This window comes from Sulfurovum lithotrophicum (genome assembly GCF_000987835.1).
GTDB classification, from domain to species: Bacteria; Campylobacterota; Campylobacteria; order Campylobacterales; family Sulfurovaceae; genus Sulfurovum; species Sulfurovum lithotrophicum.
Map to the genome: position 1 here is coordinate 495,361 of NZ_CP011308.1, position 24,644 is coordinate 520,004.

Annotated in this window: 22 protein-coding genes; 6 read left to right on the forward strand and 16 right to left on the reverse strand. The window is 46.4% G+C overall.

The genetic code is table 11. The annotated features are described in order from the left end of the window. Positions 1–29: 29 nt before the first annotated feature. The 12 genes from YH65_RS02365 to YH65_RS02420 form a co-directional block, all read right to left on the reverse strand. Positions 30–1,139: a tail fiber domain-containing protein gene (locus tag YH65_RS02365; RefSeq protein ID WP_046550463.1), complete on the reverse strand. Its 1,110-nt coding sequence runs from the start codon at positions 1,137–1,139 to the stop codon at positions 30–32. Between the two features lie 220 nt (positions 1,140–1,359). Then, the gene (locus YH65_RS02370) at positions 1,360–1,731 is read right to left on the reverse strand and encodes a hypothetical protein (RefSeq protein ID WP_046550464.1); all 372 of its coding nucleotides are present in this window, start codon (positions 1,729–1,731) and stop codon (positions 1,360–1,362) included. A 244-nt stretch (positions 1,732–1,975) separates the two neighbouring features. Beyond that, positions 1,976–3,064 (reverse strand): GDP-L-fucose synthase family protein, encoded by a 1,089-nt coding sequence (locus tag YH65_RS02375; protein ID WP_046550465.1) that lies wholly within the window; start codon positions 3,062–3,064, stop codon positions 1,976–1,978. A gap of 8 nt (positions 3,065–3,072) precedes the next feature. Further along, positions 3,073–4,224, reverse strand: coding sequence for a GDP-mannose 4,6-dehydratase (gene gmd / locus YH65_RS02380; protein WP_046550466.1), 1,152 nt, complete (start codon positions 4,222–4,224; stop codon positions 3,073–3,075). After that, a complete protein-coding gene (locus tag YH65_RS02385) occupies positions 4,225–5,628 on the reverse strand; it encodes a mannose-1-phosphate guanylyltransferase/mannose-6-phosphate isomerase (RefSeq protein ID WP_046550467.1) in 1,404 nt (467 codons plus the stop codon). Continuing rightward, positions 5,621–6,454, reverse strand: coding sequence for a UTP--glucose-1-phosphate uridylyltransferase GalU (galU, locus tag YH65_RS02390; RefSeq protein ID WP_046550468.1), 834 nt, complete (start codon positions 6,452–6,454; stop codon positions 5,621–5,623). Before galU ends, YH65_RS02385 begins: the two co-directional genes overlap by 8 nt. 65 nt (positions 6,455–6,519) lie before the next feature. Then, positions 6,520–7,734: a glucose-6-phosphate isomerase gene (locus YH65_RS02395; protein ID WP_046550469.1), complete on the reverse strand. Its 1,215-nt coding sequence runs from the start codon at positions 7,732–7,734 to the stop codon at positions 6,520–6,522. Next, a complete protein-coding gene (locus YH65_RS02400) occupies positions 7,731–9,143 on the reverse strand; it encodes a phosphomannomutase/phosphoglucomutase (protein ID WP_046550470.1) in 1,413 nt (470 codons plus the stop codon). Before YH65_RS02400 ends, YH65_RS02395 begins: the two co-directional genes overlap by 4 nt. 43 nt (positions 9,144–9,186) lie before the next feature. Further along, on the reverse strand, positions 9,187–10,200 hold the full coding sequence (galE, locus tag YH65_RS02405; protein ID WP_046550471.1) for a UDP-glucose 4-epimerase GalE: 1,014 nt from the start codon (positions 10,198–10,200) through the stop codon (positions 9,187–9,189). Between the two features lie 120 nt (positions 10,201–10,320). Beyond that, entirely contained in the window at positions 10,321–10,902 is a 582-nt protein-coding gene (locus YH65_RS02410; protein WP_046550472.1) for a YfaZ family outer membrane protein, read from the reverse strand. A gap of 120 nt (positions 10,903–11,022) precedes the next feature. After that, positions 11,023–11,274, reverse strand: a complete 252-nt coding sequence (ccoS, locus tag YH65_RS02415) for a cbb3-type cytochrome oxidase assembly protein CcoS (RefSeq protein ID WP_154806459.1) — start codon at positions 11,272–11,274, stop codon at positions 11,023–11,025. A gap of 141 nt (positions 11,275–11,415) precedes the next feature. After that, positions 11,416–13,833 carry a heavy metal translocating P-type ATPase gene (locus tag YH65_RS02420; RefSeq protein WP_046550473.1) on the reverse strand — a complete coding sequence of 806 codons (2,418 nt, stop codon included), beginning with the start codon at positions 13,831–13,833 and terminating at the stop codon, positions 11,416–11,418. A gap of 53 nt (positions 13,834–13,886) precedes the next feature. Between YH65_RS02420 and YH65_RS02425 the strand changes: the two genes are divergently transcribed. Further along, complete coding sequence (locus YH65_RS02425) at positions 13,887–14,297, forward strand: hypothetical protein (protein ID WP_245609213.1); 411 nt, start codon at positions 13,887–13,889, stop codon at positions 14,295–14,297. Between the two features lie 102 nt (positions 14,298–14,399). Here the strand turns inward: YH65_RS02425 and gdhA are convergent, their stop codons facing one another. After that, positions 14,400–15,761 (reverse strand): NADP-specific glutamate dehydrogenase, encoded by a 1,362-nt coding sequence (gene gdhA / locus YH65_RS02430; protein WP_046550474.1) that lies wholly within the window; start codon positions 15,759–15,761, stop codon positions 14,400–14,402. Between the two features lie 211 nt (positions 15,762–15,972). Between gdhA and rho the strand changes: the two genes are divergently transcribed. Both rho and murI read left to right on the forward strand, forming a co-directional pair. Continuing rightward, positions 15,973–17,298, forward strand: a complete 1,326-nt coding sequence (gene rho, locus YH65_RS02435) for a transcription termination factor Rho (RefSeq protein ID WP_046550475.1) — start codon at positions 15,973–15,975, stop codon at positions 17,296–17,298. A 10-nt stretch (positions 17,299–17,308) separates the two neighbouring features. Further along, entirely contained in the window at positions 17,309–18,100 is a 792-nt protein-coding gene (murI, locus tag YH65_RS02440) for a glutamate racemase (RefSeq protein ID WP_046550476.1), read from the forward strand. Positions 18,101–18,118: 18 nt separating this feature from the next. On the opposite strand, the gene trpS is transcribed toward murI, so the two are convergent. From trpS to YH65_RS02455, 3 genes are all read right to left on the reverse strand, one after another. Further along, entirely contained in the window at positions 18,119–19,078 is a 960-nt protein-coding gene (gene trpS / locus YH65_RS02445) for a tryptophan--tRNA ligase (RefSeq protein WP_046550477.1), read from the reverse strand. A 189-nt stretch (positions 19,079–19,267) separates the two neighbouring features. Beyond that, complete coding sequence (der, locus tag YH65_RS02450) at positions 19,268–20,668, reverse strand: ribosome biogenesis GTPase Der (protein ID WP_046550478.1); 1,401 nt, start codon at positions 20,666–20,668, stop codon at positions 19,268–19,270. Between the two features lie 139 nt (positions 20,669–20,807). Continuing rightward, positions 20,808–21,998 (reverse strand): mechanosensitive ion channel family protein, encoded by a 1,191-nt coding sequence (locus YH65_RS02455; RefSeq protein ID WP_046550479.1) that lies wholly within the window; start codon positions 21,996–21,998, stop codon positions 20,808–20,810. 64 nt (positions 21,999–22,062) lie between these two features. Between YH65_RS02455 and YH65_RS02460 the strand changes: the two genes are divergently transcribed. The 3 genes from YH65_RS02460 to kdsA all read left to right on the forward strand — a co-directional run bounded on the left by YH65_RS02460 (position 22,063) and on the right by kdsA (position 24,617). Further along, a complete protein-coding gene (locus tag YH65_RS02460; protein ID WP_046550480.1) occupies positions 22,063–22,803 on the forward strand; it encodes a DUF3108 domain-containing protein in 741 nt (246 codons plus the stop codon). Positions 22,804–22,895: 92 nt separating this feature from the next. Further along, positions 22,896–23,798 (forward strand): DMT family transporter, encoded by a 903-nt coding sequence (locus YH65_RS02465; protein ID WP_046550481.1) that lies wholly within the window; start codon positions 22,896–22,898, stop codon positions 23,796–23,798. A gap of 18 nt (positions 23,799–23,816) precedes the next feature. After that, positions 23,817–24,617, forward strand: a complete 801-nt coding sequence (gene kdsA / locus YH65_RS02470; protein WP_046550482.1) for a 3-deoxy-8-phosphooctulonate synthase — start codon at positions 23,817–23,819, stop codon at positions 24,615–24,617. Positions 24,618–24,644: the final 27 nt, after the last annotated feature.

The following is a 24,644-nucleotide window of genomic DNA, read 5'->3' on the forward strand; positions in this document are numbered from 1 at the left end:
GAGCCTCCCGCCCCTGGCGGGAAGAAGTTTTATTTCTGGTTCAAAGAGACCTTCTCTTTCGTGCTTCTCGAAGTGTCAAGTGCAAGGTTGGTCAGAATGGACTCCATCATGGCGACTTTTTTCTCCATTTTTTCCAGTCTGGCGATCTTTTCCTGAGCCTCTTTCAGTTCTTTTCTCGTCTGGGAAAGTACTTTGTCCTGCTCCTGAACGACCTTGGTCAGCAAAGCTGTCACTTCAGCCGAGTCAAACGTCTTTCTTGAAGGCATGGCAACAAGCTCGGGGACATCTTCCGCAATGAAACCGACTACAGGTTCGCCTTTCTGCGCCTTGTATTCGTAACTTACAGGCTGGAGTTTGTGGAAAGCATCCATCGCTGCCTGTGTGTCGAGCGGTTTGATGTCCGTTTTGAGCTCTCTGCTCGATGCGGTGACAAGGTGGCCGTTCTCAAAGACGGTCACCCCGCCCATTTTGACTCTTGCATTGCGAAAATCTGTTGTAGTGTTATAAACGTTGAATTCATTTCCTCCGGTATTTCTTTTCGTTGCACTGAATGAATTACCGTTGTCATTGAGCCTGAAATCCCATCTGAGGTTGTCACGGCTGTTGACCAGTGAAAAACCTACTTCGGAGTTTGCGGCTGCGTTGGTGTTGTAACTCTCAAGTACCAGCCCCTGGTGCAGCCATGCAGTTGAGGAACCTGTCCAGGATGAGGTAATTGTATCGGTGTTACGTAGGGTCCCCCCCACATCAAGTTTGGCACTAGGGCTAAAACCGACCCCTATACCAACATCCCCGTTTGCAAGCATATAGAAGTTATTGGCGGGAGCATTTGTATTCAATGTAAATACTCTATTTACAGACCCCCCAATATTAAACCAATCGTTATTGTTATCCAGATACCATGTACTAGTTCCATTAGTCATACCAATATCACCTCCACCGGCTACATGTAATGGATACGATGGAGTCGTTGTCCCGATCCCTACACGATCTGCAGATCTATCGACAAAGACAGAACCGTCTGCAAGGCTGATATCACCTGCTGTGTCTACAATGAAGCTGTTTTCATTGTATAATGAATGAGTAATAGAAAAGACCGTTGTATAATCGTGATTGGTGTCATCTACATCATCAATCATTGTAATACTGCTTCCTCGACTATCATTTGGAGATGTTGCACGAAGATACCATTCCTGGTCGGTACCATAAGTTGTTTGATCAAAATACACATATTGAAACGCGCTTGTCGATTGAATATCTGCTCTATCCGTTAGAACAGTAGCATTTCCTTGTGATAAAATACTTACTGATGCAATCATAATGGATGCAAGTGTTGAAATTTGTAAATTTTTCATGACCTTATTCCTTCTCTTTAGTATCTGTTGTCATCTGAGCATTTCTAACCTCTACCGAACCGCCGGCATAGTCACTTTTGGCTCCTGTTGCTTTATTGGCCGAGGCAATTGCCTTCTCCACTTTGGGAACGACCCTTACATTATATCTGTAGGCACCGTCCGGACCGGAAGGTGTCCAGCTGAAAGAATTGCCTTCATATGTCTTATTGACGATGACTTCGCCATTGGGTCCCATGACTTTGGCAATGACCGTACCGCTTATGTCTGACGTAATGGTCAGACTTCCGTTCGTCTTTTCTACCGTCATTTCTGCAAATGCACCCACACTTGCAACTGCTCCTATGAGCAAACATTTTAATAAAAAATTTCGTTTCATACTAACTCCTTTTAGTTTATTACAATTATATTATGACATAAAAATGTGCCAAAAATGTGCCAAAACAGTAAAAAAACAAAAAAAACAGCCTGAGAGGATATTGAAGTCAGGTTATCATCAAATTTAATTATGATTTTATGTGAAAAACAAGACGGAATATTATAAATCTATAATATTCCTTTTGAAAAAGTAAATGGAATAGAGAATGAGAAGGTTCTTTGGGTGATATACAGGTACCCGAGGGTCAACTTTGTTCTTTGTACCACTGATACATCTTCTCTATGCCTTCCGTCAGGCCGATGCTGTGTTGCCATCCCAGTCCATGAAGCTTGGAAACATCTGTCAGCTTCTTCATGGTTCCGTCGGGTTTGTCCGTATTGAAATAGAGCTCCCCTTTGAAGCCGACGATCCCTTTAATGGTCTCTGCCAGTTCTTTGATGGAGATATCCACACCGGTACCGATATTGATGTGGGTGTTCCTGACCTCCTGGTTTTTGACTTCGGTGGGAGTACAGGTAGTGTTAGCGCCTTCAGAAACGCTGTAGGTATCTTTGAAGTCACGGTTCTCCATAAGGAAAACGCAGGCATCTGCCATATCTTCAGACCAGAGGAATTCCCGCATCGGTTTTCCGGAACCCCAGATCTCCACTCTGTTGCCGTCAACACCGAATTTTGCCAGATACTCTTTTGCCTCATCGATGCTTTCTGCCTTTAGGTCCTTGACCACTTCTTCCTCTTTGCCTTCGTTGAGAAGTTTCGCGCAGTGGATCTTTCTGATGAGTGCCGGAAGTACATGGGACTTCTCAAGATCGAAGTTGTCGTTGGGGCCGTAAAGGTTGGTCGGCATGACGGAGATATAGTTGGTTCCGTACTGCAGGTTGTAACTCTCACACATCTTGATACCCGCGATCTTGGCGATGGCATAAGGTTCGTTGGTGTACTCCAGCTCGCTTGTCAGCAGGTATTCCTCTTTCATAGGCTGAGGGCAGTTTTTGGGGTAGATGCAGGTGGACCCCAGGAACATCAGTTTCTTCACACCGTTAAGGTAACTCTGGTGGATGATGTTATTCTGGATCTGGAGGTTTTCATAAATGAAGTCGGCACGGTAGGTGTTGTTCGCCACAATACCGCCCACTTTCGCGGCTGCGAGAAAAACATAGTCTGGTTTTTCCGTCTCGAAGAATTCCTTGACGGCATTCTGGTCCAAGAGGTCCAGTTCACTGTGCGTCCTGCCTATGACATTGGTATAGCCCTTGGCTTTGAGGTTGTTGACAATGGCGGAGCCTACCAGTCCCCTGTGACCGGCAACGTAGATCTTGCTGTTTTTTTGCACTGTACTGCCTATTCGAAATAGTTCATGATGGTGTAACCGCCCTCTTTGAGGTACTGGTCTTTGGTCATCAGGTGGAGGTCTGACTTCATCATATCATTGACGAGCTCTTCGAGTTTGTATTCACGCTTCCAGCCGAGTTTCTGTTCCGCTTTTGTCGGATCACCGATAAGCAGGTCCACTTCGGTTGGACGGAAGTAGCGCGGATCAACGGCGACCACTGCTTTGCCTGCAAGCTCCTGGAGTCTTTGGACGTCAAGCCCGGCATTCTTCGCCTTTGTCTCATCGATGGACTTGACGATACCCACTTCATCGACACCTTCGCCTTTGAATTCCAGTTCGATACCCACATAACCAAACGCCATACGTACAAAGTCACGTACAGCCGTGGTGACACCTGTAGCGATGACCCAGTCTTCGGGTTCATCCGCCTGAAGGATCAGCCACATCATCTTCACGTAGTCTTTGGCATGTCCCCAGTCACGCTTGGCATCGAGATTACCCAGGTAGAGTTTGTCCTGAAGGCCCAGAGCGATCTTGGAAGCAGCCCTTGTGATCTTTCTGGTTACGAAGGTTTCACCACGTACGGGAGATTCATGGTTGAAGAGAATGCCGTTACAGGCAAACATGTCATACGCTTCACGGTAGTTGACCGTGATCCAGTAGGCATACATCTTTGCCACGGCATAAGGAGAACGCGGATAGAACGGTGTCGTCTCTGTCTGAGGAACTTCCTGTACTTTTCCATAAAGCTCTGAAGTGGATGCCTGGTAGATGCGTGTCTTCTCTGTAAGTCCAAGCAGTCTGACCGCTTCGAGGATACGAAGTGTTCCCGTTCCGTCCGCATTGGCCACGTATTCGGGTGTTTCGAACGAGACGGCTACGTGAGACATGGCGGCGAGGTTGTAGATCTCGTCTGGCTGGACTTCCTGGATGATACGCGTCAGGTTCATGGAATCCGTCATCTCGCCATAATGCAGGATGAAGTTCCTGTGCTCTACATGTGGGTCCTGATAGAGGTGGTCGATACGGTCCGTGTTAAAAAGAGATGCTCTTCTTTTGATACCATGTACAATATACCCTTTCTTTAAAAGGAATTCAGCCAGGTAGGACCCGTCCTGTCCAGTGACTCCGGTGATAAGTGCTACTTTTTGTTCTGCCATTTAATTCTCCATTCTTTTAAAATCATCAGCAAGACGAACGATATCATCTTCGCCCACATACTCGCCTACCTGCGCTTCGATCATTACCAGGTCGATCTTTCCTACGTTTTCCAGACGGTGTATTTCTCCCATAGGGATATAGGTCGATTCATTCGCACGTACGAGATACTCTTTGTTGCCACGTGTAACGGTGGCTGTACCTGAGACAACGATCCAGTGTTCAGAACGGTGGAAATGTTTCTGCAGAGAAAGGCGTTTACCCGGTTTGACCACGATACGTTTGACCTTGTATCCATTGGATTCATCCAGTATAGTATAGGTTCCCCAAGGTCTGTGTGCAGTGACATGGATGTTGGGCAGCTCGGAGTTACGCTCTTTAAGCTTTTTCACTACTTCCTTGACCTTCTGTGAGCTACCCTTTTGGGAGACCAGAAGCGCATCGGCGGTGTCAACGATGAGCAGGTCATCCACATCAATGGCGGCGACCAGCTTTTCAGAGAGGATGAGATTGTTGCTGGCCTGCTGTGTGATGATCTCTGAGTTCAGGGAAGAAGAAGCATTGCCGTTACTGTCCTGCGGCAGTTCCTCATATAGTGCGTCGAAACTTCCAAGATCGCTCCATGCAATGTCCGAAGGCACGACTTTGACACGGCTGCTCTGCTCCATCACCGCATAGTCGATGCTGTCTTCGGGGATGGCCATCATATCTTCATGGGATATACGGATCATGTCATCTTTCTTTGCCTGTCCATAAGCCTTTACCGATGCTTCGAAGATCTCCGGTGCGTAGCTTTGGAGTTCATCAAGGAACGTACCCGCCTTGAAACAGAACATCCCTGAGTTCCAGTAGTAGTTTCCTGCATCAAGATAGGACTGGGCGGTCTGTGCATCAGGCTTCTCCCTGAAGGAGCGGACATCTTCACCTTCTGCTTCAATATAACCAAACCCCGTTTCGGGATATTGTGGAGTGATACCGAAGGTAACGAGACTGCCCTGCACTGCCAGAGCTTTTGCTCTCTCTACAGCTTCCAGGTAGGCAACTTCATCCTTGATGAGATGATCGGAAGGTGTGACAAGGACTGTCTCTTCGGGGTCAAGCGCTAGACAGGCAAGCGCGATGGCCGGAGCTGTATTCCTCCCTACCGGCTCCAACAGGAATGTTAAATGTTGAATGTTTAATTTTGAATGATCGTCGTTATGTTCTTCTATCTGGTCTACTGCCAGAAAGTACTGTTCTGTGTTGGAGACAATGAACTGAGAGTCGCAGGCTTTCTGGTTACGCTCCACGGTCTTCTGGAAGAGGGACTCTTCTTCGAAGAGCTTGACGAACTGTTTGGGCATAAGCGTACGGCTGAGTGGCCACAGCCGGGTACCGCTGCCGCCGCATAATATGATATTAGTCATGTTTACCTTTATTGTAAAAATAATTCGTGGCTTTGACAAAACCGTCAACGGACCCGCAGTCAAAACGGTTGCCCTTGAATTTGTAGGCAATGACATTTCCCTGTTTGGCCTGTTCGAGCAGGGCATCGGTAATTTGTATCTCTCCGCCTTTTCCTGGCTTTGTTTCACGCAGGATGTCAAAGATATCCGGAGTCAAAATATATCTGCCTATGATAGCCATATTGGTCGGTGCATCTTTAGGGTCTGGTTTTTCTATCATGTCGGTGACCCTGTAGGTATCGTCCGTTCCATCTACCAGATTGCCTGCTATAACACCGTATTTGTCAGTTTTATCCATAGGAACCTCTTCAATCGCTATAACTGAACATTGATATTTTTCATAAATATTTACCATTTGTTTCAATATGGGATCGTCTCCATTGTTATGACAGAGGTCATCGGCCAGAATGACGGCAAAAGGTTCATCGCCTATGAGAGTCTCTCCTGTAAGGATGGCATGGCCCAGGCCTTTCATTTCAAGCTGTCTGGTATAGGAGAAGGTACATTGGGTAATAAGGGAACGAATTTCATTGAGGAGGGGTTCTTTGCTTGTACCTTTGACCTGATGCTCCAGCTCATAAGAGATGTCAAAATGGTCTTCTATGGCTCTCTTCCCCCGACCTGTGATAATAGCCATAGTATTGAGCCCCGCTTCAACGGCTTCCTCAACACCATATTGAATAAGAGGTTTAGTAAGGATGGGAAGCATTTCTTTGGGGGTAGCTTTGGTAGCAGGCAGGAAACGTGTACCGTAACCGGCTGCCGGAAATAGACATTTTTTGATCATTATTTCTCACTTTATTAATATTATAATAATTATAGCTAAAGCTGTATTATACAGTAATAATACAGCTATGCTTCCAACTTCTTCTTCAAAATGATCTTCCCCGCTTCAACTCCAGGCTGGTCGTAGGTATTGACATCTATGAGCTCTCCCACAAGAGAGGTGAGAAGTTCATAATAGAAGATAAGGGAACCAATGTTTTTTTCTGTTACGGAGGTGACGCTTATGGTGTCTAAAGGTATGTCTCCCTGATCCTGAAGTGCTTCTATGACTGAGTCGCACTGCATATTGATGAGTTTTGAGAAAGGTAATGAATTGAGTGTGTCGAGTGATTCCAAATGGGTAAGGGTGATATCTGGAATAGTAATGTTGTCATGAAAATCTTCGATCTTGATAAAAGTGACGGATTTATCTCTGGTCCCTTCCATGATGAGCTGGAGGAAGGAGTGCTGGTCTTTTGGGCCGATGAGCCCGATAGGGGTCAGCCCGACATGAAAAGCGGAGTGCCGTTGGTGTTTCCCGAGACTTTCACCCCAGAGCTGTACATACCATTCACAGAAGTATTTGAGTGTTTCGGAGTAGGCAAAGATACAGTTGATATGGTACTGTGCATGGTGTTTGGCATAAAAAGCGGCTTTTTTGAGCAGGGTGTCTTTCATGTAGCCATTGTTGAAAAAACTCTCTTTAATACTTTTTGCACCCAGTAAAAGTGCTTCAATATCGATGCCGCACAGAGCCAGAGGAACCAAACCTACAGCAGAGAGAACAGAGAACCTTCCGCCTACATTGTCAGGCAGGTGCAGCACAGAAGCTTTTATCTCCTTGGCATACTGTTCAAGCGGTGATCCGGGATCGGTAATGAAAGTGTAGGCTGAGGCATTGTTTTGGAGAGAATAGAGGTACTTGTAGATGGAGAAAGTCTCAATAGTTGTACCTGATTTGGAAATGACAAGAAAATGCGTCTTTTCAAGGTCGATCTTTGAAAGAAGTGTTGTGATATTGATAGGGTCGGTACTTTCAAAAAAGCATAGTCTTCTTTTCAGTTCTTTGGTGGGTTTAATGAACTCATAAACAGCTTTTGCCCCCAAAGAGCTGCCGCCGATTCCGATGACGGCAATTGTTTCTATGTCATCCGGGATAGTATTGCAATATTCCAATAGAGGTGTAATATCCTGATTTGGAAGGTTGTAATAACCTATGTAGTTCTGTTCTTGACAAAGTGCCTCGAAAGCATTTTCCTGAACAGCTTTGTCGGAAGGGTTAAAATAGAGTTTATTGATCACAATGAACTCTTTGCCGTTTTAATGAGCTGATTGACTTTGAGCTCATACGCTTTTGCCAGTGCGGCATCTGTCGATTCGAAACGTGTCACCAGTACAGGAGTGGTGTTGCTGGCCCTGACAAGTCCCCAGCCTTTTTCAAAGTTGATACGGACACCGTCCACATCAATGATGTTGAGGATAGTCGGGAAATCTTTCGGAGGGTTTTTGAGCAGTTCTTTGACTTGGTCTATGATGGCAAATTTTTCCTCTTCCGTAGTTTCCACCTTCAACTCTTCAGTGGAGAAGACTTGAGGCAGGGCTTCTATCTCTTTGTCAAGGTCAATGCCGTCTGCAATAAGTTCAAGCATACGCAACGTGGCATAGATGGCATCGTCGTAGCCGAAGTAGCGGTGTTTGAAGAAAATGTGGCCTGAAACTTCGCAGGCAAGGTCCGCATTCGCCTCTTTCATCTTGACCTTGAGGTTGGAGTGGCCTGTTTTGTACATGATGGCCTTGGCACCGCGTTTTTCAAGTTCGTCATACATGACCTGTGAACATTTGACTTCTCCGATGACAGTTGGATTTTCCATCTTCATGGCATACAACAGTGCCATCTGGTCACCCTTGATGTTGTGTTTATGTGTCAGTACTGCGATGCGGTCGGCATCACCGTCATAGGCAAAAGCAATGTCCCCTTCTTTTTCCAGAGCAGTTTTGACATCGGCAAGATTCTTCTCTACGGAGGGGTCAGGATGATGGTTGGGAAAGGTACCGTCGGGCTCACAGTAAAGTCCGGTATAGTTGAGCTCCAGAGCATCGAATATATCTGTAATGACCGTATCTGCCACACCGTTACCGCAGTCGATGACGATCTTCTTGTCCAGGCCCTTTAGATGGCTGAACTCTTTGACCATAAAGTTGATGTAAGGGGTTTTGACATTGATATCGATCTTCTTAGTATCATCAGGGATAATCCTCTCCTGATCGGTGATGATGGCATCTCCGAGTGCGTAAATATCCTTACCAAAGAAAGGTGTTTTGTCAAGGGTGATCTTGAAACCATTGTATTCGGAAGGATTGTGGGAACCGGTGATCATAATGGAAGCCGTAGGGTGTTGTGCCCCCACAATACCATCTAAAGATGTGGGATGAAGATCTTCGATCTTTTGATAGTTGCTAAAATAATTTACAGGTGTGGCTACCATACCCATGTCGAGGACGGTACATCCGGCTGCATTGAGTCCTGAAGTAAGGTAGTCTCTCAAAATGGGGGAGTGAGAACGTGCATCATAGCCGATGGAGACCACCTTGCCTTTGCCGATCTTTTTTCCCAGGTGATAGCCTATCAGTTTGACAGACTGTTCATTGAGCTCTTTATTGTAAATACCTCTGATATCGTATTCTCGGAAAATGGAAGAGGGGATGGACATGTTGTTCCTTACAAAATATTTTGATAATTATAACAAAAACGGGTTAAGAACTATATCCGTTTGGATTGTTTGACTGCCATCTCCAGGAATCTTTACACATCGTTTCTATCCCCTTTTTTGCTTCCCAGCCTAAAATCTTTTTTGCATAGGAAGGGTCTGCATAGCATTTGGCAATATCTCCGGCTCTGCGTGGTGCGATGCAGTAGGAGATTTCTCTGCCTGAAGCTTTTTCAAATGCTTTGACCATATCGAGAACGGAATATCCTGTGCCTGTACCGAGGTTGATGGCCATAACCTTATTGAAGTCTTTGAGCCTTTTCAGGGCCTTTACGTGTCCGTCGGCCAGGTCCATGACATGGATGTAGTCGCGCACACCTGTCCCGTCATGCGTTTCGTAGTTATCGCCAAAGACGCTGAGGCAGGAGCGTTTGCCCACAGCCGTCTGGGTAATGAAGGGCATGAGGTTGTTGGGGATGTCGCTGGGGTCTTCGCCTATAGTTCCCGAGGGGTGTGCACCTACGGGGTTGAAGTAGCGCAGCAGAACGATCTTCCATTCACTGTCCGAGGTATGGAGGTCACGGAGTATCTCTTCGATGAAAAGTTTGCTTCTGCCGTAGGGATTGGTCGCCGATGTAGGGAACTCTTCTGTGATGGGAGTACTTGCCGGATCGCCGTATACTGTTGCAGAAGAGCTGAAAATGATAGATTTGCATCCGTGCTCCTCCATCACTTCACAGAGTGTGACAGTACCATGGACATTGTTATCATAGTACCTGAGGGGCTGCTCAACGGATTCGCCTACAGCTTTGAGCCCTGCAAAATGGATGACCGCATTGATCTTATGGTCAGTAAAGACGGTGTGAAGCGCTTCCTTGTTCCTGATGTCGCCTTCAATAGTCGTGATCGTCCGGCCGACGATCTTTTCAACCCTGCGGATACTTTCTCTTGAAGAATTGCAGAAATTGTCAAAGACTACCACCTCATAGCCTGCTTCAACAAGCAGGATGACAGTATGGGAACCGATATATCCGGCACCGCCGGTGACGAGAACTTTCATTGGAAAAATCCTTTGGTCTTGAGTGTTACGTGCTACGTATTGCATGTTACGGTTTTTAAATAGAGTGTGATTATATCATTTTTCGTAGTACTTGGCATATAACTCGTAACACGCATATTGTTAGAAGCTAAGCTTTAATCCGCCGTAGAAGCTGTCATTGAAATTGTAGTCACCATAGGTATAATCGGTATCGATATTTCTGTAGCCTACAAAAATGTGCGTATTGGAAATCACCTCCATGTCGGCACCGATCCTGAATTCGCTGTAGTCTTCCCCGTCACTGAAAGTAAGTACAGAAGGGGCATAGGCAAGGCCGGCGAAAAAAGAGGTGGTTGGTATGGTATCAATGAGCGGCAGTGCATAGTTTGCACGTACAAAAAGGGGCAGTGCCGCAAAGTTGTCTGCAAATACGCCTTTTGCTCCAAGGGTGACAGAGAGACCTTCCACACCCGGCAGGTTGTTCTGACCGCTGAAGCCAAGAGTAAAAAGGTGTTCTCCGTTATCGTTGTCGTTGCCCCCCGAATAAAGGTAGGTCCCGCTAATCACATAGGTCGTTCCGCTGGAATAGTCCGCAAGTGAATTGAAGTTGATCTCTGCGGCCAGTTCAACATCTTCATTGTTGACGTCAAGACCGACAGAAGTTTCGGCATACACAAAACAAGTGATCAAAAGTGTTGAAAAAAGCAGTTCTTTTAAATGCATGGCTTCTCCTTTTTAATATTTATTCATATTATAACGAGAAATAGGTTAAGTTAGGTTGTAGTTTATGTGTTATGGGTTAAGTGTTACGAAAGGTCGAGCATGAAAAATTTCATAATCGTACTAGTCCGCCGGCATATAGTTTTTCTTCTTCTTTTCGGATTCTTCGGCTTTTTTCTTCTGTCGTGCCTTTTTCTTCTCATCCATCATGACAGCATCTCTGAGATCTTCTTCATTGTCATAACGGGCAGCATCGATGAACTTGGACTGGTCATCGAACTGGCCTGTTTTAACGCCCCAGAGCAGGGCAGCCAGGCCTGTAGCACCCAATAATGTGGAAATACCGATCATGACGATGATAATGTTGTCAGACACAATGCACTCCTTGAGTGCAAATGAATAGTGAAGTGTGCGCCCGACCGGAGGGACAAGTGCCCTTGGGGTAAAGAGTGAAGAGTGGAAACATTCATGTATCCTTTTTACGTGATTTTTTTAAAATTATAACCGTGTAACACTTTAATGCTCATTCTTGAATTTCAATAATTTGATCCGCATTGAGTTGCCTACGACGACGAGAGAACTCAAACTCATAGAGAGTGCGGCAACAAGCGGATTGACGAAACCGGCCATGGCGAGAGGTACAGCAACGAGGTTGTAGAGCAGTGAAAAACCGAGGTTCTCTCTGACGGCGCGATAGGTACGTTTGGATAGCCTGTAGGCTTCGTAGATGCTTTGTGGTTTTTCGTCCAACAATACAACATCGCTGACAGAGATGGCCACATCTGCACCGTTACCCATGGCAATGGCGATATCCGATTTGGCAAGAGCGATCGTATCGTTGATGCCGTCTCCAGCCATGACAACGATATGGCCTTCTTTGTGGAAGTTGTCGATCATCTCCGCTTTCTGCTGCGGAAGCAGTTTGGCATAGACATGGTCGATCCCTACAGCTTTGGCTACCTTGTTGGCACTCTTTTCATGGTCACCGGTGAGCATGAGCACTTTGATCCCAAGAGAGCGGATGTTTTGGATTGCTTCTCTGGCACCTTCCCGGATAGTATCGCTCAGTTCGAATTTTGCCATCAGCTTACCATCGATCGCAAAATAGAAAAGGGTATTTTCAGAAGTTTCGTCACATGCAATGCCGAAATCTTTCATAAAAGAAGCGTTCCCTCCGACAAGTTTCTGACCGTTATACACAGCTTCGATCCCTTTTGCCTGAATGGTTTTTATCTTGTCAAGGGTAAGTGTCTGGAATGTATCTTCATTACCTTCGAGATATCTTTTGATCCCGTTGGAGATGGGATGGTTCGAAGTGGAGACAAGGGCATAGAGAAGCACTCTGTCGTACTCATTGTAATGTACTTCTTTTACTACTGAGGGTTTTCCTTCGGTAATAGTACCGGTTTTGTCGAGTGCGAGCAGGTCACTTTTGGCCATGGTCTCCAGAAATCCTGCTTCTTTAAAGAGGATGTTGCGTTTGGCAGCCATTCCTATGCCCACCAGTGTTGCCATAGGGGTTGCCAGTCCCAGGGCGCAGGGACAGGCGATGACAATGACGGAGATACCGATGATGAGTGCCTGTTCGAAATTGCCGGCAAAGAGCCACCATCCCGTAAAAGTCAGCAGTGCGATGATGAGAATGATGCTGGAGAAATACCCTGAAACAGTATCGGCAAGCTGTTCGATACGCGGTTTTTTGGTGATGGATTCCTCCAGAAGGGAGACGATGGAGTGGAGCAGGGAAGAGGAGGCGTCTTTGGTCGCTTCGTAACGTACCACTGAATCAAGACAGATGGATCCGCTTAGAATGCTATCGCCTTTCTGTTTGAAGACCGCTTCGCTCTCTCCGGTCAGAGAGCTTTCATCAAAAGAACCTTCGCCGGAGGTTACAATACCGTCAATGACCACTTTTTCCCCGGGTTTCAGTTCGATGATATCTCCCAAAGAGACATTCTCTACGGAAACGAGCACTTTTTCATTATTTTGGATAACGGTCACTTCGGTCGGTGTACTTCCCATGATGGAGTCAAGCGTGTCAACCGCATGCTTTTTGCTGAGTACTTCAAGGTATTTGCCTACAAGAACGAAAGTGATGATCATGGCAACTGAGTCAAAATAGACCTCGCCATGCTGCGTGACCATGGCATAGATAGAGTAGAGGTAGGCCGAAAGTGCACCGGAGGCGACCAGTGTATCCATATTGACTATATTGTTCTTGTAGCCATAGTATGCTCCCCGGAAGAAGACCCAGCCGCTGTAGAAGAGTACAGGCGTAGCCAGAATAAACTCGGCTACATTCAAAATGTCCTTGAACCGCTGCTCCATGCCGCTGAAGTACCCTGCATAATGGGCGATGGCGATCCACATGATGTTCATAGAGCCAAAGACAGCGACCAGAATACGGGAGTAGTACTCTTTTTTGGTCTTGTTTGCCCGTTCTTCCTGAAGCGCGGGGTCATAGGGGTAGGCATTGTAGCCGATGGAACGGATGGTCTCGATGATCTTCGAGAGCTGGATCACTTCGGGGTCCCAGACCACTTTGGCTTTGTTGTTGGTGTAGTTGATGGTCGCTTCGATCACCCCGTCCGTTTTATGCAGTACCTTTTCGTTGAGCCAGACACAGGCTGAACAGTGGATACCCTCTATGATGAGGTTGATCTCGTAAAGCCCGTCCTCATGCTCTTTGATATATTTGTTCTTGAATCCCTCAAGGTCAAATTTTTCCAGGTCTTCACTGCTCTGTATGGCTGGTTGCAGTGGTGTGTCTCCCAATTTGTCATAAAAAGTATCGAGCCCCTCGCTCTCAAGCAGATGGTAGACGCCCTGACAGCCTTTGCAGCAGAAGTAGAGTGTTTTATCATCCTGCTTTTCGGTAATCATCACTGATTCGTCAAATTTCAGGTTGCAGTGGGTACAGGCGATCTGGGCCAAATGAGTCCTTAATATATGGTGTATGGGTTTATTTGTGTTCGGATTTTACCCAAATGTGGGTAAAATTTGCCATGGAAACAGCACTGACACTCACTCTTATCTTGGTATTTCTCGAGCTTTTTGAAGCCTTTATGCAACGGTCGGATACGCTTTACGGGGTGATGGAAAAACTTTACGGATGGTACCGAAAAAGTATTTTTCTCTTTTTTCTAATGCATCCGGCATTCTACTTCATACTTTTTGTCATTGTCGCAACGGATAGACTGAATATCTATATGATCCTGATACTGGCATTCAAGATCTTCGATCTGTTCTACAAGCTGGAGTTGATCAAAAAAATCTTCATCAGAGGAGATCTCTCCCCGGATCTTTCCGCTATGCTGGAGTGGAAGATCCCTTCATGGTTTTTTTTGATGGGAGTGAGCTTGTATCCGCCGCTATTATATTATGGGTTGATGTCTTAAATGGTGCGGTGGAGGCACAGCATCCTACGGTTCTTTTTTTATACTATATTATATTCAGGTTATATAAAAAAATACGTGAAAAATTTCAACATTCAACATTTATCATACCGCTCCCTGATCGATCATCGAATCCGCTACTTTCCTGAAGCCGGCGATGTTTGCTCCTGTGACCAGGTCGCCTTCGACGCCGAACTCTTTTGAAGTGTCATAGGCAGTGTCAAAGATGTTTCGCATGATCTGGCGCAGTTTAATGTCTACTTCGTCAAAGGTCCAGTTTTCCATACTGGCATTTTGGCTCATTTCGAGCTGACTGGTGGCAACCCCGCCGGCATTGGCCGCTTTTCCCGGGCCAAAGAGGACATTGTTGGTTTTGAGATATTCAACCGCTTCAGGGGTGGTAGGCATGTTTGCACCTTCATTGACTAGTATGCATCCGTTCGCAACGAGTATTTTGGCATCTTCAAGGTTGAGTTCGTTCTGGGTGGCACAGGGAAAAGCGATATCGCAGGGGATACTCCATGTCTGATGGTGTCCTTCGGAGTAGTGGCTCACCGGTGTGTAAATGCTGTCAGGATGTACCTGTGAATAGGCTTCAAGGGACTGGTGGTTGATCTCCTTGATCGCTTTGAGAGAATTGACATCGATCCCGGTTTTATGATAGATCGTTCCTTTGCTGTCACTGCAGGTGACCGGGATGGCTTCCATCTCGTAGAGTTTTTCAATGGTATAGATGGCCACGTTACCGGAACCCGATACCGTGCAGATTTTCCCTTTCAGCGCATCATCGTATTTGGCCAGAATATTCTCCGCAAAGTAGACCGTACCGTAGCCTGTTGCCTCTTTTCTGGCACAGGAACCGCCCCAGTTCAGTGCTTTACCCGTAATGACACCTTCAAAGTGTCCTGTCAGTTTTTTGTACTCTCCGAAGAGGTAGCCGATCTCTCTGGCACCTACGCCGATATCGCCGGCGGGCACATCTCTTGTTTTTCCGATATGTTTAAAGAGTTCGGACATGAATGCCTGACAGAAACGCATGATCTCATTGTCACTTTTCCCTTTGGGATCGAAGTTGCTTCCTCCTTTTGCACCGCCTATCTGCAGACCGGTAAGGGCATTTTTGAAGATCTGCTCAAAACCGAGGAACTTGATAATACCGAGGTTAACCGTGGGGTGAAAACGCAGACCGCCCTTGTATTGGCCAATGGCCGAATTGAACTGTACGCGGTAGCCAAGGTTGGTTTGTACTTTTCCGTTGTCATCGATCCAGCAGACACGGAAGATGATGGTCCGTTCCGGTACCACGAGTCTTTCCAGAATATTATGGAAGTCGTAACGGTTGTCCTCTTCCATCAATGGTACCAGAGAATGCAGTACCTCATGTGCTGCCTGATAGAACTCTTCCTGCCCTGGACTGCAGATTTGAATATTGCGCAATACTTTATCGATATGGGATTGGACTGACATATGATCGGCTCCTGGTTTTATTAATATCCCGATTTTATCAGGATATCGCTGTAAGTTTGACATTTCAGCCAAAAAGGATTATAATAACATCACTACACAAAAATAATCTATTACCGCATAGAGCAGTAATAACCATTATCCGTGCAAAATCTTCAGGGAACTTCAATATTAGAGATTTCCTTCAATTTCATATCCAATTACAAGAGGAACAATGAGCGATAACAACAAAAAACCTGCCAGTGGCAATAATGCCGGTAGAAAGAACAGAACACACGTGCCCGTACAGGGTTACAAGATCGAAGAACTTCAGCAAAAACCCCTGGAAGATCTTGTCACTATTGCCAAAGAGGTCAAGGTAGAGAACCCCAACGAATACCAGAGACGCGACCTGATATTCGAGATCCTGAAATCACAGGTGAACCAGGGAGGATTCATCCTCTATACAGGTATCCTTGAAGTGATGAACGACGGTTACGGTTTCCTGCGTTCCATCGACGGGAATTTTGCCAACTCCAGCAACGACACTTATGTTTCAGCGACGCAGGTCAAAAGATTTGCCCTCAGAAACGGTGATATCGTGACCGGTCAGGTACGCCCACCCAAAGACCAGGAGAAGTACTATGCGCTTCTCAAGATCGAAGCGATCAACTATGTCGCACCCGAAAAATCCAAGCAGAGACCGCTTTTTGACAACCTTACACCGCTCTATGCCAATGAAAAGCTCAAACTTGAGTACAATCCTATGCGCATGACAGGCCGTGTACTCGACCTCTTTACCCCCATAGGAAAAGGGCAGAGAGCCCTGGTCGTTGCACCGCCGAGAACAGGTAAGACAGAGCTGCTCAAAGAACTGGCACACGGGATCACGCACAACAACCCGGATGCTTCACTGATGGTACTGCTTGTAGATGAGAGACCCGAAGAAGTTACAGATATGCAACGCTCGGTCAAGGGTGAAGTCTATGCCTCCACGTTCGACCTTCCCGCACAGAACCATGTCAGGACTGCTGAGATGGTCATCGAGAAAGCCAAAAGACGCGTGGAAATGGGAAAAGATGTCATCATACTGCTTGACTCCATTACCAGACTGGCGCGTGCCTACAACACGGTAACGCCCAGTTCAGGAAAAGTTCTCTCCGGTGGTGTCGATGCCAATGCGCTTCATAAACCTAAAAGGTTCTTCGGTGCGGCAAGAAACATTGAAGAGGGCGGTTCACTGACTATCATCGCAACAGCACTCATAGATACGGGAAGCCGTATGGATGAAGTGATCTTTGAAGAGTTCAAAGGTACGGGTAACTCCGAAGTGGTACTCAGCAGACACATTTCCGAAAGACGAATCTACCCTGCGATCGATGTCACCAAGTCCGGAACGAGAAAAGAGGAGCTTCTTGTTGATCCTGAAACACTTCAGAAAGTCTGGGCACTCAGAAATGCGATGCAGAATATGGAAGAAGTGGAAGGACTCAAATTCCTCTTCTCCAAAATGATGAAGACAAAGAGCAATGAAGAGTTCCTTGCAATGATGAACGAGTAGGTTCATTCCTATGCGTGTAGGTGTCTTTGATTCCGGATTGGGCGGTCTGACGGTCGTTCAGGCACTGGCCCGGGCGGTCAGGGGTGCAGACATTTTTTACATTGCCGATACAAAACATGCACCCTACGGTGAAAAAACACCTAAACAGATCCTGCAGTACAGCCTCGATATTACAGCCTATTTTATCAAAAAACACCAGATCGATGCATTGATCATTGCTTGCAATACGGCAACCTCCGCTGCGATAAAAACACTTAGAGAAACCTATCCGGAACTGATCATCATCGGTACGGAACCGGGCATCAAGCCGGCGCTGGAGCAGACCAGAACAGGCAATATCGGTGTGCTTGCCACGCCTGCCACACTGTTGGGAGAAAAGTATCAGGATCTTGTCAATGTCCTTTCTGCCAAAGAGACGGTCATACTGTATGAACAAGCCTGTCCCGGTCTGGTAGAACAGATCGAGAACGGTGAGATCGAAAGTAAAAAAACGCATGAAATGCTCGAGGGTTGGCTCCATTCCATGCGTGAGAACAGTGTCGATACTATCGTGCTCGGGTGTACGCATTATCCTTTGGTGGCACACAAGATCGAAGAGATCATGCAGAGGAAAATGAACCTTATCCATACCGGAGATGCCATTGCGAAACGACTGCTTGATCTTGCCAAAGAGAGAGGCCATCGTAATGAAGGTGCGCTACATGTGTATGTCTACGCTACCGGACAGATCCGTAAAGAAAGTGTTGATATTCTCATTGAAAGTTACGAGTATATTTCCCCTGTATCACTGCAAAAGATGTAAATGACCATAAGAGCAGTGCTATAATCCTATAGCGGCTCTTACTTTTTCCATCTTGGCATCGGCGATACACTTTGCCTTTTTGGCGCCCATGGACAGGATGTCGTTGACCTCGTCCATATGGTCGAGGTAGTAGGCTCTCTTCTCTCTGGCTTCGGCCAGCTCTTCCCAGATAAGATCTTTGAGGTATTTTTTGAAGTGTCCGTATCCCTCTTTGCCGCTTTGATAGCGTTCCTGAAGCTCTTTTTTCCGGGTTTCATCCAAAAAGAGTGCCGAGAGGTTGTAGATGTTGCAGTTCTCCCATTCCAGAGGTTCTCCCAAAGGAGTGGATGAGCTGACGATCTTGTTGCATCGCTTTTGTAAAGGTTTTTCATCCATGAAGAGGTCGATGGCATTGCCGTAACTCTTGCTCATTTTCTGTCCGTCTATGCCGGGGACGGTGGCGACCTCTTCTGCGACCATATGCTCAGGCAGGGTAAAGAGCTCTCCATATTCGTTGTTGAATTTAATGGCAATGTCTCTGGTCATTTCCACATGCTGGATCTGGTCTTTTCCTACAGGAACTTTTTCGACATCATAGAGCAGAATGTCTGCGGCCATCAGTACAGGGTAGGAGAAGAGCGCATGGCTGGCAGGAATCCCTTTGGCCACTTTGTCTTTGTAACTGTGTGCACGTTCCAGCAGCCCCATCGGTGTGAACTTGGAGAGTATCCAGTAAAGTTCAAGGACTTCGGGAACATGGCTCTGTACCCAAAAGGTTGTTTTCTCGGGGTCGATCCCTACAGCAAGGTAGTCTACCGCCGCTTCGACGGTATTTTGTCTGAGAGTTTCGGCATCTTTGGAAGAAGTGAGTGAATGGTAGTTGGCGATGAAGGTAAAGAGTTCATGCTCTTCCTGAAGTTCGACCATCGGTTTCATAGCACCGAAATAGTTCCCGATGTGAAGTTTGCCCGAAGCCTGGATTCCTGTGAGTACGCGCATGCTGTCTCCTGCTATAATTTGTGAAATTATAGCAGGAGAGTGTTAAGTATTAAGTGTTAAGTGCTAAGAAAAATCAATGCAGGGTGCTAAAACTGCCTTACGTGGGTTTATTGTAGGGTGCTGTGCCCCTCACGGCACCACTATTGGAATATCGGGTTTCTGGTGCCGTCGGGAGACAGCACCCTACGATCACTCTTCTTCAAATCTCTCACCGCGTTTTCTGGCGACAATATCCAAAGGTACGCCCTCGAAGTCAAATTTGCTTCTGATGTAGTTTGCCAGGTAACGCTTGTAGGAGAAGTGCAGGCCGTCCGGGCGGTTGGTAATCAGTGCGATCTTTGGCGGTTTGGTCTCGTACTGTGTAGCGAATTTTATCTTGACCAGTGCACCGTTGTATGACGGGACATGGTGGCGTTGCATGGCTTCTCTGAGCACGTCGTTGAGCTTGGAAGTAGGGATGCGCTGTTTGTATCTTTCATAGATCGCGGTAATCTGGTCGAGTATCTTGTTCACGCGCATGCCGGTTTTTGCCGAGATGGTGATGAGTGGGGCGTAGTGCAGGAACTTGAGCTCGTCACGGATGTCGTCCACCGCCTCCTCGTATGTTTTTTCACCACGGATATCCCACTTGTTGATGACGATGAGCGCACCGAGCCTGAACTTCTCTATGAGGCCTGCGACCCTTTCATCCAGTTCCGTCACACCCACTGTGGCATCGATGATCAACAGGGCGATATCCGCTTTTTCGAGCATCGCTTCCGTACGGCCCAGAGCGTACTTCTCTATACCGACGATCTTGCTTCGTTTTCTGATACCAGCTGTGTCCACAAAGGTGATCTCATAGTCATTGTGCTCGATCGTTTCATCGATAGGATCGATGGTCGTACCGGCGACATCCGATACTACGGAGCGCTCTTCCCCGAGCAGGGCATTGAGCAGGGAACTTTTGCCCGTATTGACCCGTCCGATAATAGCCACGCTGATCTTGTTGTCCGCCTCTTCAGTGGTACTGTTGATGTCGCGTACGATCTCCTCGAAGGGATTGACTTCATCTTCTGTCAGTTCAAGTGGTTCTTTTTCTTCTGCAGCCGGAATATACTGTTCCAGCCAGGCATAGAAGTCGTTGAAGTATCGGTTATGGCTTACCGACATAGGGAAGGTGGCATCGGCGCCGAATTCAAGAAATTCCCAGTAGCGCTCCTCCTCTTTGTCATTGTCGATCTTGTTGACTACAAGCGCGAGCGGTTTGCCCAGTTGCTGCAGTTTGTAGAAGAGTTCCCTGTCCTTTTCATCGGGCAGGGTCTTCCCGTCGACCATGTAAATGATCACATCGGCCATATCGGCTGCCTTGAGTGAGAAGTCCGCCACTTTGGAGAAAAGTTCGGAAGAGTAGTCTATTCCTCCGGTGTCTATGACTTCGAATTCCCGGTTGCCCGAAATGGTCACAAGGCGTTTTTTGATATCGCGTGTTGTACCGGATACATCGGAGGTAATGGCATCTCTCTGCCTGGCAAGACGATTGAAGAGGGAACTCTTTCCGACATTGGGACGGCCGAGTATGGCTACTTTTGTTAGGTTATGTTCTTGCATTAATATTCTTTCTGTAGATAATTAATGCAATTATAGCAGAAAATAACGTAGGTCGGGATGCCCTCGTCCCGACAATCATTCGCATATGAGTTAATTTATACGAAGTTGATAAGGATGTCGGGGTAAGATTACCCCCAACCTACGATTGGGCAGGGGGTAATTGTTCCACATAAATACTCTGACTTGGGAAGGCGAAACTGCTGCCGTTCTCTTCAACGATCTGCATGATTTTGAGGTGAATATCTTCTCTGATCTCAAGGTAATTAGCCCAGTTTGCTGTTGCAGTGAAGGTGTAGATGAAGATATCCAGAGATGAATCTCCAAAAGAGTCGAAAAAGACCATCAATGAATCTTTCTGACTGATGCCTTTGTGTGAACGAAGCATCGCTTCGATGTCACTTTTTATTTTGACGAGCTGCTGTGAGGTCGTACCATAGGTAAGTCCGATATGCATCTTGATACGGCGGATACCTCTGCGTGAGAAATTCTCTATGGGCTGGTTGGCTACCAGTTGATTTGGAACAGTAATAAGTGTTTTCTGAAAAGAGCGTATCTTGGTTGTACGCATTCCTACATCTTCCACTACCCCTTCCACACCTCCAACTTTTACCCATTCACCGATACGGATGGACTTGTCGGCAAGCAGGGCAAAAGAACCGAAAAGATTGGCGGCTGTATCTTTTGCTGCCAAAGCAAATGCGAGACCACCCAGTCCCAAAGATGCGATGAGTGCAGTGACGTTAATACCCCATGTCTGTAAAATGGCAGCCAGCCCGATACCGCCAATAACGATCTTGAGTATGGCCAAAATAAAATTGCCCATTTCTCTGGAGAGATCCGGATTGAATTTTGCGGTCAAATCATAAAAAAGTTCCCTTAATGCTTCGGTAATGGCAAGCATAGCCCAGAATATTGTATAGATCACCAGCGTATTGAGTATGGTTTTGATGAAGACTGTTTCTTTAAAAATGAGAAGAAAGAAAAAGTGTAACGCCATGATGATAAATGCAAAACGCAAAGGCTCTTTCAATGCCGAAATGATGCGGTCATCATAAAAGGTCTTTGAATGTTTGGCAAGTCTCTGTAAAAAGCCCAATATGATACGGGTAAATACTTTTCGCAATACCAGAATGAATAAAAAGACAAGAATGGCCAGCAAAAGGTTTGCCAGAGGTATATCAAAGATCATCTGTTGAAAAAAAGCTCCGTATTTGGACGTATACAATGGAATAAGCTGATTCTGTATATCCTGGGCAAGCCCCATATCAAGATTGTCGACAACATTGAGTGTGCTTGTCAGGTTCTGCTCTATACTGGTATTTGTATCCATAAAAATTCCTCCACGCTTTATCCCCATCATTATAGTAAAATAACATTCAAGTAGGAGAAAAACAATGAATAAAACAGTGCAATACATACTTGTTATGATCTTTTTGGTATCAGTCGGGCATGCCAAAGTGCTTGATGCTGCATACAGTGTAAGCTACGGTATATTCGGACAGCTTGGTGTCAGTACAGCACATTTGGAGACCAGTAAAAACAGCTATGTCATAGAAATATCAGCCAGAACAACAGGCATCGTTAAAAAACTGAGCAGGAACCGGCAGGAGAAATATATCAGCAAAGGACACATCGTCAATGGCATACTGATCTCTGATTCGTTACGTATGATCAGGAGTTATGGTGACAAATACAGTGAAAAGATATATCGCACGGATCACAGGAAGAAAAAAGTGACGAAAACCTACATTGCCAGGAAAAAAGGGAAAATATATAAAAATGAAACAAAAGAGCTTGCTTTTTACAGTCAGGACGACCTGCTCACACTCTATTTCAATCTCCCAAAAAAAATTGACCTTTCAAAAGCGGGTACTTATGAGATAGGTGCAGTAGGAGCGGAAAAACAGGATGGAAAAGTGACCATCATCGTCCCCGATATGGATAGAAGGAGTATCTATGAAAAGATACTTGGTAAAGGTAACTTTCGGTACCTGACGGCTATCGTTTACCAGAAGATCTTCGAGAGTAACAAAGGGGAGCTGATGATTGCAGTGGGCAAAGACAACATCGCCCAAAAAGCTGTTTTGAAAGATTTGGTATTGTATGGTGACCTGGTGGTCGAAAGGATCAAATAGCTTCCGCATTTAAAACAAAATCGATTGAAATGTCACTGAACGCTCCTTTTTATGCTAAACTTCCGAAAAAATTTATTAAATCAGGCCGCACAATGACACAAATCATCAGGAATATGGACAGGGGTATCCTTTTTATGCTGCTGGCATCACTCTCGTTCGCGTTCATGGGTGGCTTTGCCAAAGTGGTTTCACAGGTCCTGCCTCCTGTTGAGGTGACTTTCTTCAGAAATATCTTCGGTGTGGTGCTGGTCGGCCTTTCCATTTACAAAGTACCTTTGAAGCAGACAGGTGGCAAGTTCCTGCTTCTGATATTTCGGGGTTCCATGGGTTTTGCCGCACTGCTGGCATACTTCTACATCATGGCGCATATCCCCCTTGGAGAAGCGGTGACCTACAACAAAACTTCCCCGATCTTTGTGGCGATCTTTGCCTATATTTTCCTGAAAGAGAAACTGCCTCCCTCGGCGATGATCGCGATCGTGATCGGTTTTGTCGGTATCGTATTGATCGCACAGCCCCAGGGAGGCAGCTTTGACAAATACGATATCCTGGGTATCTTTTCGGGTATCGGTGCAGCTCTGGCATATACTTCGATAAGGGAGCTTCGAAGGTATTACGATACCCGTGCCATAGTCATGTCCTTTATGGGCGTAGGAACCATAGCGCCACTCTTTTTGATGCTTATCACACCTTATGTAAGCGTCCCGGAGGGATTCGACTGGATGTTTGCCAAATTTGTCTGGCCTCAGGGAGTGGAGTGGCTTTATGTGACCGCCGTGGGTATTTTTGCAACGATGTCACAGCTTTTAATGACCAAAGCCTATGAACTGACCAAAGCGGGGATCGTAGGAACCATCTCCTACAGCAATATCGTGTTCGCATTGATCATCGGTACACTGCTGGGGGACCCCATTCCTGATTTTTGGACAATTTTGGGTATAATCCTTGTTATTGTCTCAGGGCTGATGGTCGCATTGGCCAAAGAGAAGCCGTAAGCAAAGAATGGAGTTGATATGATACTGATCGCCGGGCCCTGTGTTCTTGAAAGCCGTGAAAATGTGATGCGTATTGCCGAATCATTGGGAAAATACGATGATGACTGTACAAAAGATTTTTACTTCAAGGCTAGCTTCGACAAAGCAAACCGTACCAGTCTGGACAGTTTCAGAGGCCCCGGTCTTGAAGAGGGGCTCAAAATGCTGCAGGAAGTCAAAGATCAGTTCGGTTACAAGATACTGACCGATGTGCATGACTATACACAGCCCGCAGCTGCGGCAGAAGTGGCAGATGTCTTGCAGATACCGGCTTTCCTCTCACGTCAGACAGACCTGCTGGTAGCCGCGGCAAAGACCTCTGCTGTAGTGAACATCAAAAAAGGGCAGTTTTTGGCACCGGCTGCTATGGAACACTCCGTGGCCAAAGTACTCAAGACCAGAGGCTTTGACGGCGAGGTGAATTACGAGAATGCCGAAAAATACAATGTTTGGCTGACTGAACGAGGCTCGAGCTTCGGGTACGGGAACCTGGTGGTCGATATGCGCGGACTGGTCACTATGCGGCAATTTGCACCGGTGATCTTCGATGCGACACATTCGGTACAGATGCCTGCATCAGGTGGAGCAAGCAGTGGAGGAGACAGTTCTTTTGTGCCATATCTTTCACGTGCGGCCGCAGCAGTTGGAGTGGACGGTTTTTTCTTTGAGACCCATTTTGATCCAAGCATCGCTTTGAGTGACGGTCCGAATATGATAGAATTGCAAAAACTTGACGGGTTGATCGAGCAGATTGATGAGATCAGGTCGATTGTAGAGTAGTACCAAAAGTGCTTAAGAGATAAACAA

Coding starts and splice junctions, on each gene's coding strand:
- gdhA (WP_046550474.1), bottom strand. CDS start 15,761: ATGTCAGTCCAATCCCATATCGATAAAGTATTGCGCAATATTCAAATC.
- rho (WP_046550475.1), top strand. CDS start 15,973: ATGAGCGATAACAACAAAAAACCTGCCAGTGGCAATAATGCCGGTAGA.
- gmd (WP_046550466.1), bottom strand. CDS start 4,224: ATGGCAGAACAAAAAGTAGCACTTATCACCGGAGTCACTGGACAGGAC.
- kdsA (WP_046550482.1), top strand. CDS start 23,817: ATGATACTGATCGCCGGGCCCTGTGTTCTTGAAAGCCGTGAAAATGTG.
- YH65_RS02385 (WP_046550467.1), bottom strand. CDS start 5,628: ATGACTAATATCATATTATGCGGCGGCAGCGGTACCCGGCTGTGGCCA.
- YH65_RS02460 (WP_046550480.1), top strand. CDS start 22,063: ATGAATAAAACAGTGCAATACATACTTGTTATGATCTTTTTGGTATCA.
- murI (WP_046550476.1), top strand. CDS start 17,309: ATGCGTGTAGGTGTCTTTGATTCCGGATTGGGCGGTCTGACGGTCGTT.
- galU (WP_046550468.1), bottom strand. CDS start 6,454: ATGATCAAAAAATGTCTATTTCCGGCAGCCGGTTACGGTACACGTTTC.
- YH65_RS02425 (WP_245609213.1), top strand. CDS start 13,887: ATGTGGGTAAAATTTGCCATGGAAACAGCACTGACACTCACTCTTATC.
- trpS (WP_046550477.1), bottom strand. CDS start 19,078: ATGCGCGTACTCACAGGAATCCAGGCTTCGGGCAAACTTCACATCGGG.
- YH65_RS02465 (WP_046550481.1), top strand. CDS start 22,896: ATGACACAAATCATCAGGAATATGGACAGGGGTATCCTTTTTATGCTG.
- YH65_RS02455 (WP_046550479.1), bottom strand. CDS start 21,998: ATGGATACAAATACCAGTATAGAGCAGAACCTGACAAGCACACTCAAT.
- der (WP_046550478.1), bottom strand. CDS start 20,668: ATGCAAGAACATAACCTAACAAAAGTAGCCATACTCGGCCGTCCCAAT.
- YH65_RS02365 (WP_046550463.1), bottom strand. CDS start 1,139: ATGATTGATGATGTAGATGACACCAATCACGATTATACAACGGTCTTT.
- YH65_RS02410 (WP_046550472.1), bottom strand. CDS start 10,902: ATGCATTTAAAAGAACTGCTTTTTTCAACACTTTTGATCACTTGTTTT.
- YH65_RS02370 (WP_046550464.1), bottom strand. CDS start 1,731: ATGAAACGAAATTTTTTATTAAAATGTTTGCTCATAGGAGCAGTTGCA.
- YH65_RS02400 (WP_046550470.1), bottom strand. CDS start 9,143: ATGTCCATCCCCTCTTCCATTTTCCGAGAATACGATATCAGAGGTATT.
- galE (WP_046550471.1), bottom strand. CDS start 10,200: ATGAAAGTTCTCGTCACCGGCGGTGCCGGATATATCGGTTCCCATACT.